The 15,335-nt window shown below is 58.4% G+C and carries 18 protein-coding genes and 1 tRNA gene; 7 read left to right on the top strand and 12 right to left on the bottom strand.

Going from position 1 to position 15,335, the window contains the following annotated elements:
• The 3 genes from GA0061100_RS32015 to GA0061100_RS32025 all read right to left on the bottom strand — a co-directional run.
• Nucleotides 1-281 (bottom strand): alcohol dehydrogenase catalytic domain-containing protein (locus GA0061100_RS32015; protein WP_159444797.1); only part of this gene is annotated, 281 nt, incomplete at its 3' end.
• Nucleotides 282-440: 159 nt separating this feature from the next.
• Complete coding sequence (locus GA0061100_RS32020) at nucleotides 441-2,450, bottom strand: acetyl-CoA carboxylase biotin carboxylase subunit (protein ID WP_075856898.1); 2,010 nt, start codon at nucleotides 2,448-2,450, stop codon at nucleotides 441-443.
• Between the two features lie 81 nt (nucleotides 2,451-2,531).
• Nucleotides 2,532-3,467 (bottom strand): DMT family transporter, encoded by a 936-nt coding sequence (locus tag GA0061100_RS32025; RefSeq protein ID WP_075856899.1) that lies wholly within the window; start codon nucleotides 3,465-3,467, stop codon nucleotides 2,532-2,534.
• 166 nt (nucleotides 3,468-3,633) lie between these two features.
• Between GA0061100_RS32025 and GA0061100_RS32030 the strand changes: the two genes are divergently transcribed.
• Nucleotides 3,634-4,107, top strand: coding sequence for a helix-turn-helix domain-containing protein (locus GA0061100_RS32030; protein WP_244558011.1), 474 nt, complete (start codon nucleotides 3,634-3,636; stop codon nucleotides 4,105-4,107).
• 18 nt (nucleotides 4,108-4,125) lie between these two features.
• On the opposite strand, the gene GA0061100_RS32035 is transcribed toward GA0061100_RS32030, so the two are convergent.
• The 3 genes from GA0061100_RS32035 to GA0061100_RS32045 all read right to left on the bottom strand — a co-directional run bounded on the left by GA0061100_RS32035 (nucleotide 4,126) and on the right by GA0061100_RS32045 (nucleotide 5,172).
• A complete protein-coding gene (locus GA0061100_RS32035) occupies nucleotides 4,126-4,320 on the bottom strand; it encodes a hypothetical protein (RefSeq protein ID WP_075856901.1) in 195 nt (64 codons plus the stop codon).
• Nucleotides 4,321-4,396: 76 nt separating this feature from the next.
• Nucleotides 4,397-4,612 (bottom strand): hypothetical protein, encoded by a 216-nt coding sequence (locus tag GA0061100_RS32040; protein ID WP_075856902.1) that lies wholly within the window; start codon nucleotides 4,610-4,612, stop codon nucleotides 4,397-4,399.
• Nucleotides 4,613-4,833: 221 nt separating this feature from the next.
• Nucleotides 4,834-5,172: a hypothetical protein gene (locus GA0061100_RS32045; protein ID WP_075856903.1), complete on the bottom strand. Its 339-nt coding sequence runs from the start codon at nucleotides 5,170-5,172 to the stop codon at nucleotides 4,834-4,836.
• A 313-nt stretch (nucleotides 5,173-5,485) separates the two neighbouring features.
• On the opposite strand from GA0061100_RS32045, the gene GA0061100_RS32050 reads away from it, so the two are divergent.
• Nucleotides 5,486-5,959, top strand: a complete 474-nt coding sequence (locus tag GA0061100_RS32050; protein WP_075856904.1) for a ribonuclease H family protein — start codon at nucleotides 5,486-5,488, stop codon at nucleotides 5,957-5,959.
• Between the two features lie 204 nt (nucleotides 5,960-6,163).
• Here GA0061100_RS32050 and GA0061100_RS32055 read toward each other — a convergent pair.
• Nucleotides 6,164-6,248: transfer RNA gene (locus GA0061100_RS32055), tRNA-Leu, on the bottom strand.
• A 240-nt stretch (nucleotides 6,249-6,488) separates the two neighbouring features.
• On the opposite strand from GA0061100_RS32055, the gene lipB reads away from it, so the two are divergent.
• Entirely contained in the window at nucleotides 6,489-7,205 is a 717-nt protein-coding gene (gene lipB, locus GA0061100_RS32060; protein ID WP_075856905.1) for a lipoyl(octanoyl) transferase LipB, read from the top strand.
• Between the two features lie 123 nt (nucleotides 7,206-7,328).
• Here lipB and GA0061100_RS34785 read toward each other — a convergent pair whose 3' ends face one another.
• Nucleotides 7,329-7,490, bottom strand: a complete 162-nt coding sequence (locus tag GA0061100_RS34785) for a hypothetical protein (protein WP_159444828.1) — start codon at nucleotides 7,488-7,490, stop codon at nucleotides 7,329-7,331.
• Nucleotides 7,491-8,065: 575 nt separating this feature from the next.
• On the opposite strand from GA0061100_RS34785, the gene GA0061100_RS32070 reads away from it, so the two are divergent.
• Nucleotides 8,066-8,383, top strand: coding sequence for a hypothetical protein (locus tag GA0061100_RS32070; RefSeq protein ID WP_075856907.1), 318 nt, complete (start codon nucleotides 8,066-8,068; stop codon nucleotides 8,381-8,383).
• 585 nt (nucleotides 8,384-8,968) lie between these two features.
• Complete coding sequence (locus GA0061100_RS32080; protein ID WP_075856909.1) at nucleotides 8,969-9,508, top strand: hypothetical protein; 540 nt, start codon at nucleotides 8,969-8,971, stop codon at nucleotides 9,506-9,508.
• A 60-nt stretch (nucleotides 9,509-9,568) separates the two neighbouring features.
• On the opposite strand, the gene GA0061100_RS32085 is transcribed toward GA0061100_RS32080, so the two are convergent.
• Complete coding sequence (locus tag GA0061100_RS32085) at nucleotides 9,569-10,063, bottom strand: peptide deformylase (protein WP_075856910.1); 495 nt, start codon at nucleotides 10,061-10,063, stop codon at nucleotides 9,569-9,571.
• A 444-nt stretch (nucleotides 10,064-10,507) separates the two neighbouring features.
• Here GA0061100_RS32085 and GA0061100_RS32090 point away from each other — a divergent pair, with 444 nt between their 5' ends.
• Complete coding sequence (locus GA0061100_RS32090; RefSeq protein ID WP_069612249.1) at nucleotides 10,508-10,897, top strand: MerR family transcriptional regulator; 390 nt, start codon at nucleotides 10,508-10,510, stop codon at nucleotides 10,895-10,897.
• 590 nt (nucleotides 10,898-11,487) lie between these two features.
• Here the strand turns inward: GA0061100_RS32090 and GA0061100_RS32100 are convergent.
• From GA0061100_RS32100 to GA0061100_RS32110, 3 genes are all read right to left on the bottom strand, one after another.
• Nucleotides 11,488-11,961, bottom strand: coding sequence for a methyltransferase family protein (locus GA0061100_RS32100; RefSeq protein ID WP_075856912.1), 474 nt, complete (start codon nucleotides 11,959-11,961; stop codon nucleotides 11,488-11,490).
• A gap of 12 nt (nucleotides 11,962-11,973) precedes the next feature.
• On the bottom strand, nucleotides 11,974-12,963 hold the full coding sequence (locus GA0061100_RS32105) for a heparan-alpha-glucosaminide N-acetyltransferase (RefSeq protein ID WP_075856913.1): 990 nt from the start codon (nucleotides 12,961-12,963) through the stop codon (nucleotides 11,974-11,976).
• A 61-nt stretch (nucleotides 12,964-13,024) separates the two neighbouring features.
• A complete protein-coding gene (locus tag GA0061100_RS32110; protein WP_075856914.1) occupies nucleotides 13,025-13,717 on the bottom strand; it encodes a DUF599 domain-containing protein in 693 nt (230 codons plus the stop codon).
• A 198-nt stretch (nucleotides 13,718-13,915) separates the two neighbouring features.
• Between GA0061100_RS32110 and GA0061100_RS32115 the strand changes: the two genes are divergently transcribed.
• Nucleotides 13,916-15,325 (top strand): L-serine ammonia-lyase, encoded by a 1,410-nt coding sequence (locus GA0061100_RS32115; RefSeq protein ID WP_075856915.1) that lies wholly within the window; start codon nucleotides 13,916-13,918, stop codon nucleotides 15,323-15,325.
• The last annotated feature ends 10 nt before the right edge of the window (nucleotides 15,326-15,335 follow it).

Below are 15,335 nucleotides of genomic sequence, written 5' to 3' on the forward strand. Positions count from 1 at the left end.
TCGCGGCATTCGGGCGTATAAAGCGGAATGACGTGATCGCCCTTCCTGACCGAAGTCACCCCCGGACCGACATCGACGACGATGCCGGCACCCTCATGGCCGAGGATCGCCGGGAACAGGCCTTCGGGATCGGCACCCGACAGGGTGAAATCATCGGTGTGGCAGATGCCGGTCGCCTTGACCTCGATCAGCACTTCACCTGCTCTCGGCCCCTCAAGCTGAACCGTCATCACCTCAAGCGGCTTGCCCGCCGCAACCGCGACCGCTGCTCTTACGTCCATGATCTCATCCCTTCCTGCTGTGATTTGGTCCGCGCGACATTGCCATGGCCGCGCATCGCGGCTCAAGCCAAAATCAGACACTTAGCGTCGCAATCGTCAGGTTTTAGCCGAACAACCGCCGCGCAGTTTTCCGGAATTTACCCGGATGCTCTGATTGGATCACGCGAATTCCATGATGACGGCATCGACGGCGAGGCTTTCGCCCGGTCCGGCATTGATCTTGCCGATGACCAGATCGCGTTCGGCGCGCAGGACATTTTCCATCTTCATCGCTTCGACGATCGCCAGCGTCTCACCTGCCTTGACTTCCTGCCCCTCGGCAACGGCTATGGCGACGACCAGGCCGGGCATGGGGCAGAGCAGCAGTTTCGACGTATCCGGCGGCAGTTTGACCGGCATAAGCTTGTCGAGTTCGGCCTGACGCGGCGTGAACACCTTGGCCCGGACGGAAATACCTTGCCAATCGATGCGCAGGCCATTGAGCACGGTGCGGATCTGGGCCGTCAGCTTGCGGTCGCCGATGGTGCCGACCCATACGGAATCGCCGGGACGCCAATCGCTTGCGACAGTCACGGTCTTGCCGCCGATCTGCATGTCCGTTTCGAAGGGAATGGTCACGACGCTTTCAAGCAGCGTCACAGGCAAATAGTTGGCACCGAGCTTGACGACCCAGCTATCCCGCAGCGGCGCGGCGGCTGGACGCAGCCGGTCGCCATAGCGTTCGCGGCGGTTGGATTCGATCAGGCTGCAGGAAAGGGCGATTGCAGACAGTAAAGCGGTTTGGTCTTCGTCCGGCGTCACCGGCGCGAAACCGTCGGGATATTCCTCGGCAATGAAGCCGGTGGAGAGGCGGCCTTCGCGCCAGCGCGGATGCTTCATCAGCGCAGAGAGGAACGGCATGTTGTGCTCGATGCCGTCGACAGCGAAGCCGTCCAAAGCTTCGCCCATGGCTTCGATCGCCTCAAGCCTCGTCGGCGCCCAAGTGCAGAGCTTGGCGATCATCGGATCGTAATACATCGAGATCTCGGCACCTTCGAAGACACCGGTGTCGTTGCGGACGACCGATTTCTCCGTTCGGCCTTCGCGCGGCGGGCGATAGCGCGTCAGGCGACCGATCGAAGGCAGGAAGTTGCGATAGGGATCTTCGGCATAGAGGCGGCTTTCGATCGCCCAGCCATTGAGCCTAATATCTGCCTGCTTGAGCGGCAATTTTTCGCCGGCGGCGACGCGGATCATCTGCTCGACGAGATCGATGGCCGTTACAAGCTCCGTCACCGGGTGCTCGACCTGCAGGCGGGTGTTCATTTCGAGGAAGTAGAAATTCCTGTCACGGTCGACGATGAATTCGACCGTGCCGGCGCTTTGATAGTCGACGGCCTTGGCCAGCGCCACCGACTGCTCGCCCATCGCCTTCCGCGTCGCTTCGTCGAGGAACGGTGAGGGCGCTTCTTCCACGACCTTCTGGTTCCGGCGCTGGATGGAGCATTCGCGCTCGCCGAGATAGACGACATTGCCATGAGCATCGGCCAGAACCTGTATCTCGATGTGCCGGGGGTCTACGACGAATTTCTCGATGAAGACGCGGTCGTCGCCGAAGGAGCTTTTCGCCTCCGAACGGGCGCGCTCGAAGCCGTCGCGCACTTCGTCCTTGCTCCAGGCGATGCGCATGCCCTTGCCGCCACCGCCGGCGGACGCCTTGATCATGACGGGATAACCGATTTCGCCTGCAATTCTCTCTGCATGATCCGCGTCATCGATGATGCCGAGGTAGCCTGGAACAGTGGAAACCTTGGCGGCATTGGCGAATTTCTTCGATTCGATCTTATCGCCCATGGCCTCGATCGCCTTCGGCTTCGGACCGATGAAAACGATGCCTTCCTTTTCCAGTGCCGCGCAGAAGGAGGCGCGCTCAGAGAGGAAGCCGTAACCCGGATGAACCGCCTCGGCGCCGGTCTCTTTACAGGCGGCGATGATCTTGTCGGCGACGAGATAGCTTTCGGAAGCAGGGGCTGGGCCGATATGGACTGATTCATCGGCCATTTCGACATGCAGAGCATCCCGATCGGCATCGGAGTAGACGGCGACCGTGAGGATGCCCATACGGCGTGCGGTCTTGATGACGCGGCAGGCGATCTCGCCGCGATTGGCGATCAGGATTTTCTTGAACATGCAATCTCCGCCCAATACTTCTGCTGTCTCAGTGTTTTAGCCACAAATTGTGCTGTCGGTCCATGTGCAAGATATCTGCGCTCACGCGGTTTTTTCCAATCTCGACTGAACGCGCTCTCGCCAGATGATGAAGAGGCCGGAGCTGACGATGATGGCGATGCCGATCCATTTGGAAAGATTGGGAAAATCGCCGAAGATCGCGTAGCCGAGGACGGTGGCGGAAATGATCTCGAAATATTGAAACGGTGCAAGCAGCGAGAGCGGCGCCAGCCGGAAGGCTCTGACGACGAGCATATGCGCATAGCCCGATATCGAGCCCAGAATCAGCAGAAGCACGAGGCCGAGGGCAGAGGCGGGCAGGGAAGGTTCGAAATCAGCGATGCCAGCGGATGCCCCGGCCAACAGGGTGACCGACATGAACAGCGTGCCGCCAACGCCGGCCATGACCTGCATTGTCATCGGCGAATCCGCCTCGCCGACCGCCCGGTTCATGAACAGGTAGAGCGCAAAGAGGAAGGCGCAGGCAACAGGCAGCAGCGCCTTCAGGCCGAAAATCTCGAAACTCGGCTGGATGACGATCATCGCTCCGACAAAACCGATGACGATCGCCAGCCAGCGCCTCCAGCCGACCTTGTCCCCGAGAAACAGCGCCGAAAGTGCCGTCAGCATGAAGGGTTCGACGAAGTAGATCGCGAAAACATCGGCAAGCGGCATGTATTTGACCGCCGCGAAGAATAGCAGGCTGGCAGCGCCGTGCAGCGCGCCGCGCAGCAGGTTCATCCAGGGGCGCTTTGCCGAAAAGGCCGACCGTCCGGCCATGGTCGCCAGCATCGGCAGCATGCAGACAAGCTGAAAGAAGAAGCGATAGAAGGTCACCTGGCCGGGCGACATGCCTTCGAAGCTCGCCATGTATTTGGCGATCGCATCCATCGTTGGCAGCAGGATCATGGCGCTTGCCATGATCGTCATGCCTCTAAGCGGATTTTGCTGCGTGGGGATGGCGGGAGAAACGGACATGCACGAACATCAAACACAGGACAGGCATGCAATCAAGGCGCGATCAGGAGTGGTTGCAAGTATCGGCAACTGTCATCGGAAAATGTCGCACTTTTCCAATTGGGACAGATCGCAATGGCGAGATGACGCCCTTAGACCTATCTGGAGCTTTGGAAACAGCTAAAACATGAATGCGCGGCACAAAATAGCTGGCGCGACCAGGAAAGGGATCGCACCGATGTTCAAACCAGAACAAGAGACGACCGTTTTTTCGGATGAAGGCGGTGATACGCTAGGTGGGCGCTTGTCCATGGCGCGCGACGCGGCGGGAATCAGTCTCGAAACACTGGCCCGACAACTTGGCGTCAGCGAGGAGACCATGCTCGCGTGGGAATCCGATCGCGCCGAGCCCAATGCCTCCGCGCTGATCAAGATGTCGGCTCTTTTCGATGTTTCTCCGGCGTGGCTGATGACCGGATCGGGTGACGGACCTGGAGAAGATAGTGATGAGCGCGCTTTGGAAGCCGTCAGGAACGAGCTTTCGCGGTTGCGAACGGCTTATCAGGAAATCGGCCGGCTGATCGAGACAACGACAAGCCAACTCGAACGCCTCGACCATCAGATCAGGCTGCGTAATCTCAGCAAGGACGTGGCGCATTGAGCGCAGTGCTGGTCATTTCTAGCTGAGGCGGGCAATCGTATCGTCGAGGCTGTCGATCGCGAGCTGCTCGCGGGCGATCATGCCGTCAAGATCGATATCCTGGCTAGCTCCTTTTGTCGTTGCGTCCTGCATCTTCATCGCCAGCAGTTCGTTGCGATGGGCGATCTTTTCGCCTCTGATTTTGATAAGCTTCAAGCGAAAATCATCATTCATCTCCAATCCCTCCGTTGGAATGAGTTATCCGCTGTTTCGAGCTGTCATTCGTTTTCCAGACTTACCTCTGCCAGTCTCAGTCGTGCCCACGTCCGCGATAGGTGGTGGGAACACCGGCCTCTTCATGGCATTGCGCAAGAATTTCCAGCCATGCTGCCAGGCCGTCCGGCACTTCGGCATTCCCAACCTCCATCGCCTCCACCCATGACAGATCGCACTGCAGGGCGCTCGCCAGATTGATCGGCGTCCAGCGGATATGCAAAAGGCATTCGGAAAAGCGTTCTGGCGTCATGCATCCTCCAACGTCTCAGGAAATTTCACGGTGCCAGAGAGGAGCGCGAAGTCAAGTGAGCATGAAAATCCGGCCGCTTTTGCCATCAAGGGCGAGGAAGGCGAATTCGCTTGGATTTCAGCCTCCGCTTTGATTATTTTCGCTTCTCCCGTTTTGGATGAAGCCGCTTCGCTCCCACGGCTGCTACCCCATCGTTATGGTGGAAAGGTCCATCAACGAAGTCAGGTTAAAAAGGGCATGATATCGACGCCGTCGCCGGGAAAGACGGTAATATGGGGGTGGTCCTGGAAAAGCCTTGCGGCAGCATCTGCGGTTTCAGCCTCGACCACCAGGTAGCCGCAGAATGGATTGACCGCGTCGGCGACGCCGTTCCTGGTGATGCGAGTCGTCTTTCCCACCATGCCGCCACGATCAAGGATAGAGGCAGCGTTTCTTTCTTCCCACGCAGCCCACTGTGCGATGCCGATAGCATCGACAGCATCCTGCTCGGCTTTGGGTAGGCTTCGAAAAGACGCGAGATCTTCGGGCTTCATAGTGTAAACGGCAAGGAAACGGGGCATGAGCCACCTCCAAGGTTTTCAATGATTGCCAGCTTACACGCCGCGCGCCTGAAAACATCCATGGAAATCTATCATGGTGCGACGCATCGAATGGAACACGACGCGCGTTTTCGTCACCGTCGTCCGCTGCCTTCATTTCCCGCCGCATCATCCTGATAGACGGGCAGGGCATTTACATCGCCCCAAATCGGAGACCGGATTCCATCGTCGTTATCCGCGAGAAAGCGAGAGCGGCCTCTAAGCGAAGGAACCCGTTCGCGAAAGCCCTGGAACTCTCCCCTAGCCACTTCCCTGTTGATGTTATGTTCTCCGCATGACCGACTCGCTTCACATCTACACCGACGGCTCCTTCAACGCCGCCTCCCGCTCCGGAGGATGGGCGTTCGTGGTCTATCAAGGCGACCGACAGCTATATGCCGGTTGTGGCAAGGGGGCCGGCACATCGAACAACACGTTCGAAGTCCTCGCCGTTCTAAACGCAATGGCCTGGATCGCCGCCGAGACTCCGGCACAGCCTGCCACGCTCTGGACGGACGCCGCCCACGTCATAGAAGGCTGCTATCGGTGGAGGGCAATCTGGCGCACCAACGGCTGGAAGCGGATTACTCCGAACCCGCACACGCGACGCCGGCGGATCCACGACATGGAGATCTGGCAACAACTCGACCGCCTGCTTGAACAGCATCCGAATGTGGTTGTGGAATGGTGCAAGGGGCATTCAGGAGCAGCAGGCAACGAGCTCGCCGACTTCCTGGCGCGCGATGCCGCGTGCTCAGCGGTGACTTAGCCCGCGCTCCTCAGTCACGGAGCGCGATCTGCCGCCTGTAGATGATCGGGTCACCCTTGGTACGAGCAGTTTTCCAAATTCTGGACCCAAAACTGAAGATCCGTTTGGAGGGCTGCAACGCGAGCGCCCAAATTGATGCAAGGCGCAGACCTTTGTGGTTTCGCCAAGGGCTAAAAACAAAAAACCCGGCCAAAGCCGGGTTCTTGGTGCGGTCGAGAAGACTCGAACTTCCACGGGTTGCCCCACAGCGACCTCAACGCTGCGCGTCTACCAATTCCGCCACGACCGCATCGTGGTAGGCCAGATTGCTCCGGCGCGGCTGCATGTAGCAAAAGCATTCGGGGGGCACAAGAGCGATATGTCAGTTTTTTTAAATTCCTTCACAGCTCCTCCGATCGAGCTGGTCCGGATACGGCGGAAACGCCTTACATGTTTGAATTCCCGCCCGAATAGCGCCATATGTGGACAACCCGTCGGCACGCAGGTTTTCCACATATGCGGCCCGCGCGGCGCGCAAAGGACTGCCATAATGCTTCGCACCGAACTTTCTCATCAAATGTTTCCCGCTCAAGGCACGCCGCCCGTCCGCTGGCGGATCAGCGATCGTCTCGTGCCATATGAAGAGGCAGTCGCCACCATGGAGGCGGAAGTGGCCGCGATTGCCGAGGGGCAGGCGCCGGAGCTCGTCTGGCTGGTCGAGCACCCGCCACTCTATACAGCAGGCAGCAGCGCCAATGCTGTCGATCTGATCGAGCCGGATCGATTCCCGGTCTTTGCCACTGGACGCGGTGGCGAATATACCTATCACGGGCCAGGTCAGCGCGTGGCCTATGTCATGCTGGACCTGAAGTGTCGGCGGCAGGATATCCGAGCTTTCGTGGGTGCGCTCGAAGAGGTCATCATTCGCACGCTCGAATCGATGAATGTACGCGGCGAGAGGCGTGAAGATCGGGTCGGCGTATGGGTCAGGCGCCCAGAAAAGCCGATTCTGCCCGATGGTACCGTGGCCGAGGACAAGATCGCAGCACTTGGCATCCGCGTGCGCAAATGGGTGACATTTCACGGTCTCTCGCTGAACGTCGATCCCGATCTCGGACATTTCACCGGTATTATTCCTTGCGGAATCTCGGCCTATGGCGTCACCAGCCTTGTCGATCTTGGCTTGCCGGTGATGATGGCGGATGTCGATATCCGCCTTCGTGACGCGTTCGAGCAAGTTTTCGGCGAAACGGTCAATGACGCGTGAAGCCGATCGGTGATCGCGTGAAGAAGACGATCACGGATGTTACGTTGAATTTCAATGCAAAGCGGGACAGGTCAAACGACCTGTCCGATTGACCGCGAAAAACTGCTGCGGCTCACAAGCGGCTCACAAGGGAGCGCCTTCTGCGTCCTCTGCTACGGGCACTTCCAACTCATCCGGAGTGCACCGTTTCGATTTCTCCAAAAGGTCTATCCTGTCTTCTGCCTTGAGAAGATCGTGCAGTTTCTGATCGCTGAGTATATTGTCATGATTGTCATGCGAGGTCATGCGGGAAACTCCTTGACCTTCGCAGGCGAGAGCGCGTTGTCTCTCTCAGCCGCCGGCGCCTACGGATTCGGTAGCCAACGGTAAAGATAGCCTACGCCCATTTAGGAGCCGTGGCGAATCATTTGGTGCAATGGTCCATCCACTGCACCTCGCTCGCCAGGAAAAGTGCCCCGAAAGAAAAATGCCCTGGAAGGGAGAGCATCCAGGGCACAGAGAGGGGAACTGCACTAGGGAAGCTAGGGCGACGCGACTGCACTTCAAGGTCTGAAGTTCATGATAGGTTGCATCCGCTCCGCAATCGCTCTTATTCCTCGCGAAACAGTGATCGCCAGCGGTTCTTTGATAGGGTCCTAATGACTTTTTCGCTCCGCGCCGTGGTGGTATCGTCAGTCAAGAGACGGACGAAAATCCCGATGGTTCCCCACCATCATGCCAAGGCAAGGCGCCTGCGACGTTCGGTGCATCTCATGGCTAGAAATTGCGGACGAGAAAGGTTCCGCAACAGACGGAGAAACGGAAGAAACATTCCGAAACTAGAATTCATTCCCAAACAAATTGCAGGATGGAGTAAGCATATGAGAGCCGTTGTTGGCGCAACCCGTTATTGGAAGACAGGCTGCAAGGCATTGTTTCTCTTTGTCGTGTCTGCTCTGCCGGTCATGGCGCAGACCACTGGTAACAACCAGAATGCCCAGAATTCGGCTTCGAGCTTCAGCTATCGGCGCGCGGATCTTGGCAGCGGCTATTCCACCTCGAGCATTCTGAAGATGCCGAACAACTCGTCCTATTTCGTAACGTGCAATTGCGACGATCGGACGTTGCAGGACATGACGTGCCCGACCCAGTCTTACGCATGCACCTGCGTTCCGCACGCCTATCTGATGTGCCAATAAGAAGGAGGGTGTGGACGAGATATGGTCAAGTCGGCTTCAAGACTGTTGATTGCGGTTTGCGGTACATTCTGCCTTCCTCTCACGGCGTTGGCCCAGCAGGATAACTCGCAGCAAAGCACCGCTTCGACCTATTCCTTCAGCGTCGGGTCTCGCCCGGCCGATATCGGCACCGGCTTTTCAATCTATAGCGCGACATCGGCGACGGCAGATCAACAGTTTCATGTCCAATGCAATTGTCAGGATTTCAGCCTTGCAACAGCAACCTGTCCGGCTTCCCGTTACGAGTGTTATTGCAGCCCAAGCGCATCGCTGACCTGCGAATAGCAGAATCAAGCCTGCCAATGTTTCAGATCGGGGCTGTGGCCTCTTCTACTTCCGGCTGAGCTCAGCGCACCGGCGAACCGCCATCAAAGATTGTCATTCTTGCCAAGCCACTCTTTTTGATGGCTATTTTTGTACAGTTTGCGTTCATGTTCGTCCGCATATGGTGTCTTCCGTCGCCCCCAGATCGCGCGTCGATTGACAATCGATATGGACGATACGATTAATAGTTTCGACATTCGTCATAGAGCGGAGGAAATGCCAATGACAAGTCGTGCCATTCTGTTGATGTCTATTGCGTCTCTCACAGTTGTAGGCTCGATGGGCCTCGCTTCTTCGGCTTCTGCGCTAACCATGAAAGAGTGCAGCGCCAAATATCAGGCTGCCAAAACCGCTGGTACGTTGAACGGCCAGAAGTGGAATGACTTCCGCGCAACGCAGTGCAGCGCCGATGCCAGCGCCACTACGACGACCACCGCTCCCGCAACCACCGCGCCAGCGGCTACGACGCCTCCCAAGACGACGAAGACGACTGCGGCAGCCAAGGTCGATGCCAGCGAGCCCGACGCCACCAAGCCGCCGGCAGCAGAACCGGCAAAGCCGACGACGGCTGCTCCGGCAGGCGTAACCTTCCCGGCAAAGGTCGACGCCAAGTATGCCAGCGAGACGCCCGGCAAGGGCCGTTTCCACACCTGCGTTGACGCCTACAATGCCGCAAAGGCCAAGAATGCGCTCGGCGGTCTGAAGTGGATCCAGAAGGGCGGCGGCTACTACAGCCTCTGCAACACCAAGCTCAAGGGCTGATTGCCGAGTTTAGCGATGACAGGACGGGCGCTTTCGGGCGCCCGTTTTCGTTTGCAGATTTCAATCCCGCATCTTCTCCCATTTTTTGACAAGCCGGTCGCGCTTGAGCTTGGAAAGCCGCTGGAGCCAGAAAATGCCGTCCAGCTGGTCGATCTCGTGCTGGATGCAGATGGCCAGAAAGTCGTGCGCCTCCGCTTCATGTGTTTCGCCGGCGACATCCTGATAGCGAAAGCGGATCGATTTCGGCCTGACGATCTCCTCCGTCGCTCCGGGCATGGAAACGCTGCCCTCCATATGCCGCATGGTCTCCGGCGACGACCATAGGATTTCCGGATTGATATAGGTGCGCACGCCATCCTCGCGACCAAGTTCGATCACGACGACCCGCTTGAGGACGCCGATATGCGGGCCGGTGATGCCGACGCCGGGCGCGGCCCGCATTGTATCCAGCAGATCGTTGACGAGCGCTCGCAGATCGTCGTCGAAGGCCGTGATGGCGGTGCAGTTGGCTCGTAATAGCGGATCAGGAAAGCGGATGATGGGGCGGACGGGCACGGCACTCTCTATCGGATGGAGGACATAGGTAGAAGGCGGTCAGGATAAGCGAAGATGGCGGAGATGCTATCGTCTAGATGGCTGCGCTTCCCGATGAGCCTTCTCCATTATCCAGTTGTTTTATATCGATTTCAAAAAGGGTCAGTCAGGGGTGTCGGGCAAGCCAGAGGCCTTCCAGCGAAACGGTGTTTGCCATGATTGAGGGTGCGACCGCGGCATTCTAGCATTCCGTACGTCTGTCACATCGATTCGTGGATTGAGTCGCTGGGGCGTCACCTATCTTTGTGACCATTACTATCGAATTTACTGGAAATTTCGCCCCTTAGGCCTTGCGAGCCTATAGTTTTGCGCTGCGCTGGCGGGTTCGGAGCTGACTGGAACCCATGAAAATTGACTATTACGTAAAAGTCAATATTATCGTGGGAAGCAGATAGGGGCGGATTCTTGGTCGACGGATATTATAGCATAACGGAGCTCACTCGGGAATTCGGGGTTTCGACCCGGACCTTGAGGTTCTATGAGGACGAGGGTCTCATCCACCCTGAGCGCAGAGGCCGCACGCGCCTGTTCCGTCCGGCCGACCGGCGTCTCATCATGGAAATCCTGCGCGGCCGTCGCATCGGCTTCACCATCGCCGAGATTCGCGAGATCATTCAGGTCTACAAGGAGCCTCCGGGCGAAATCGGCCAGCTGAAGCTGCTGATGAAGCGCGTCGATGAGAAGCGCGACGAGTTGCGCCAGAAGCGTAAGGATATCGACGATACGCTAAGCGAACTCGATAATGTCGAGGAAGCCTGTCTCGGGCGCCTCGCCGAAATCGGCGTCGGGACGTGAACATCTCAATCACGGCTAAGCAGACAATTTCTCAGCCATAGTTCCCCCAAGAACGCTTTCTACAAGCGAAGCGTTCCGTGGGGGATTTCATGGCGTGGTAACAAGAATCTCGTCTGTCTTTGCTATTCTCGCTGCCGCTATCCTGGCGAGCCCCAATTGCGGTTCAGCCGCCGACGCAGCACAGTCTGATGTGCCAGTCGCCTATGGCCTTTTGCTTGATGGCAAGGACGCGACCTATGGCCAACAGATCTGCCATCTTTATTCTCGCTGCCAGCTTATCGACGATCAGAAGACCCAGATTGAAGTGAGCGTGACCATCGACTCCACGCAGCGTCTATCTGGCGAGGTCGCTGTTCAGTGCGGCAAACCCGACTGCTCCTTCCGAAACGAAAAAACGTCCACCAGGCTGGAAGGCGCCGTCGGTGGAGACAGGTCTCGCCAATTCGAACTCTATGCCGGCGACGGTCGGTCAGTCATGAGCAATCTAGTTTATCGCACGAGAACGAGTATCGGTCGGATCTTCTTTCTCTTTGGAAATCAGTAGGTAACGCCGGAACGATTCCTTCAGCCGTCCTCCAATCCCTTCGCTTTCAAAGCCAGCGGCGCGTGCGCTTGCAGTAGAATTCGAATTCGCAGCCGAAGCGCGAGAGGAGATGCATCTCTTCGCAGCGGATGACGAGCAAGGTCGTCAATGCCGCTGCCAAAGCAGCCGTCGCCAGGAACCAGAGATTGCCGATCAGCAGACCCATTCCCGCGGTCAGCAACGTATAGCCGAGATAAGTCGGATTGCGGGTAAGGCGGAAGGGGCCTGTGGTCACCAGATGCGCGCTGCAACGCTGGGTCAGTACCGTCGTGCGGCGCTCCAGCAACGTCTTGACGGCCCAGACATTCAATGTCACCGCGAAGGCCGTCAAAAGGGCGCCGATAACCCATGAAACAAGCGCCCAGACAAAGGGCAAGGGCAACGGATACAACCGCTGCAGGCACAGCGCCGCGACAATGGCGAGGCTATAGAGCAGCGGCGGCCACGGAAAACTCAGCGACTTCGAACGATAGGCATTCATCGAATAACCCTGTCATTGCGCTTCATCCGTGCATTGTATCGCGATTCGGCTTACACGTTCATCGCTATCTGCTTTGATCGCCCCGGATTCCAAGGGTTTGAAAAGATTCTGAGCCTGCAGTTTGTCGAGCGTGCATTGGCAGAAGCTGCGGCACATGGCTTCGCTGCCCGACCGCGTGCAGGACGCCACGCATTGCCTGATGTAGCCGACTGTCGGGTCTTGCGGCGGAGCCGGAGCGACCAGCGACAGAAGATAGACGAGACCGAACAGCACCGGCTGGTGGACCAGATAGAAGATCAGGCTGTGGCGGCCCGCGCGGGCGACGAGATTGTGGCCAGGGCCGAATTTGGCCAGGCGCTCCAGCCAGCCCAGAGAGGTCGCCAATTGCGCCACGCCGAGGCCGAACAGGAATGGCGTCAGCCATGGAAAAAGCGGCACATAGTCATTCGACCGTTGGATATTTTCCGAAAGACCGATCCACCAGAGCCAGGGCGCGTCAAAAAACGTCGAATGCAGCGACAGCGGCGCAACGATATTGTCGATGATGATGCCGACCGCCAGCAGCGCAGCAATCAGAAGCGTGGCGAATGCCGGTAGGCGCAGGAACAGAAGTCCGATGAGACTTGCCGCCGCGATGCTGTGCAGGATACCGAAGAATATCCATTCGTCGCGCATGCCGATGAAGGTGACGAGCGAGATGGCAGCGGCCGCCGCGACGATCATGCCCAGCCGCCGCCAGTAGGAACGCCAGCGAATCTCCGGCATATTGGCAAGCACGAGGCTGAAGCCTGCCAGGAACAGGAAGGTGCTGGCGATCGCGCGGGCGTAAAGCTTCAGCCAGCCCGTTTCCGCCGTGCCGGAATCGAGATAGCCGAAGAATTCGAAATCCCAGGTGCAATGGTAGCTTGCCATGGCCAGCAGCGCGACGCCGCGCGCCGTGTCCAGAATGCCGATGCGGGGCGTCTTTTGCGGTGCATCGGCACTCTCGGCGATAGCGACCATTGGCGGGTCCTTCCAGGCATGAACTCAAATCACGAGCGCCGCTTGGGACGGCGCGAGCATGTCATGGCACATCGCCATCCATAATGGCCAGACGGGCATCGGAAAAAAACTGCCGGCGGACCAGCACGATGATGATGAACATGGTCGTGACCATGAAAACGTATGGGCTCAGAAACCAGCCGAGATAGCCGATCGACAGGAAGATGGCGCGCAGGCCGGAGTTGAAGTTCCGGGCTGCGATGATGTTCATGCGGATGACGCGCTCGGCGGCGCGTTCGGCGCGCACGGGATCACGGATGGCATCTTCCAGCATGGGCAGCGAGCCGAAGAGAATGGTGCAATAGTTGAACAGCCGGTAGGCCCAGCCGAATTTGAAGAAAGCATAGCCAAAGAGGCAGGCAAGCCCGGCCACTTTGATTTCGAAGGCTGCACGGCCGCCGTTGAAGATGAAGGGCATGTCGGAGAAGAAGGCATTGATCTTATCGGTGGCGCCGAGCAGCGCAAAGCAGCTGCCGATGGCGAAGATGGATGTGGAGGCGAAGAAGCCGGTGCCGTTCTGCAAGCCTGAGAGGATCTGGGTGTCGATCATCTTCAGATCGCGGCGAAGCGAATTATAGATCCATTCCCGTCGGCGCTCGTTCATCGCCAGCGTCAGGCTGGTACGATTGAAGAAGCTGGCGCTGCTGACGATCCAGTTCAGCGCGGCCCAGAGAAAGATGAAGAGGGCGAGGGCGACATAGTCGGCAGTCGTCATAAAGGGAGATTCTCCAGATCAATCCGATGTGGACTCTATCTCAGCCCCTGCGGCGCGCAATGGCCTTCTGTTTGCTTACCCGAATGCCTATATGTAATGTCGCTGCCATGAAATCCGATGTCGGCCAATCGCCGTGCAAGCTTGCCCCGATAGCGTAGCGTTGCCGGAAATCGATTTGCCTGGAGGCACCAAAAGTCCATGTTTCTTTCAGTTTTCGATGTGTTCAAGATCGGTGTGGGACCGTCCAGCTCGCACACGATGGGGCCGATGTCGGCCGCGAATCGCTTCCTCGACCTCGTGCTTTCGAACGAATGGCCGCGTCCGTCTTCGAACGTGCATGTCGAATCGATCAAGGTCAGCTTGCATGGCTCGCTCGCCCATACGGGCATCGGCCATGGAACGGGCAGGGCTGTCATTCTCGGCCTGATGGGTGAAAGGCCCGATAGCGTCGATCCCGACCATATGGACGGCATCATCGACGAGGTCGAGCGCAGCGGGCGCATCACGCCGCCCGGGCATCCGACCTATCGGTTCCAGCCGAAGACCGACCTTATCTTCGACAAGAAGGTGCCTCTTCCAGGCCATGCCAACGGCATGAGCTTCTCGGCCTTCGACAAGGACGATCGCCTGCTTGTCAAGCGCATCTATTATTCTGTCGGCGGCGGCTTCGTTGTCACCGATACCGAGCTGGAGCAGATGAAGGCCGACCGGAAAAAGCCCGCCGCGGCAGGCGAGCGTGTTCCGTTCCCCTTCGCCAGCGCCAAGCAGATGCTGGAAATGTCCGAGCGTTCCGGCCTTTCCATCGCGCAGATGAAGCGCGCCAATGAAGAGACGCATATGAGTGCCGAGGAGCTGGATGCCGGCCTCGACCGCATCTGGGCTGCCATGAGCAGCTGCATCGATCGCGGCCTCAAAGTCGATGGCATCATGCCCGGCGGGCTGAAGGTGCGCCGACGTGCACGGGCGATCCACGACAAGCTGCAGGAAGAATGGCGCAGCAACCGCATCAATCCGGTGCTCGCCAACGATTGGCTCAGCGTCTACGCCATGGCCGTCAACGAAGAGAATGCGGCCGGCGGTCGCGTCGTGACGGCGCCGACCAATGGTGCGGCCGGCGTCATTCCGGCGACGATCCGCTATTATCAGCATTTCCATGAGGATTGGGATCAGGACGGCATCCGCAACTACCTGCTGACGGCAGCCGCAGTCGGCGGCATCATCAAGCACAATGCCTCGATTTCCGGCGCCGAAGTCGGCTGTCAGGGCGAGGTGGGTTCGGCGGCGGCTATGGCCGCTGCTGGGCTTGCCGCCGTCATGGGCGCGACGCCGGAGCAGATCGAGAACGCCGCGGAAATCGCGCTCGAGCATCACCTTGGCATGACCTGCGATCCGATCGCCGGTCTCGTTCAGGTGCCGTGCATCGAACGAAACGCGCTCGGCGCGGTCAAGGCGGTCACGGCTGCCTCGCTCGCCATTAAGGGCGACGGCCAGCATTTCGTGCCGCTCGACGCCTGCATCGAGACCATGCGTCAGACGGGTTACGACATGAGCGAGAAATACAAGGAAACCTCGACGGGTGGCCTTGCTGTGAATGTGGTGGAATGCTGATGCTGCCCAG

It is taken from the genome of Martinezella hainanensis (assembly GCF_900094555.1).
Lineage (GTDB): Bacteria > Pseudomonadota > Alphaproteobacteria > Rhizobiales > Rhizobiaceae > Rhizobium > Rhizobium hainanense.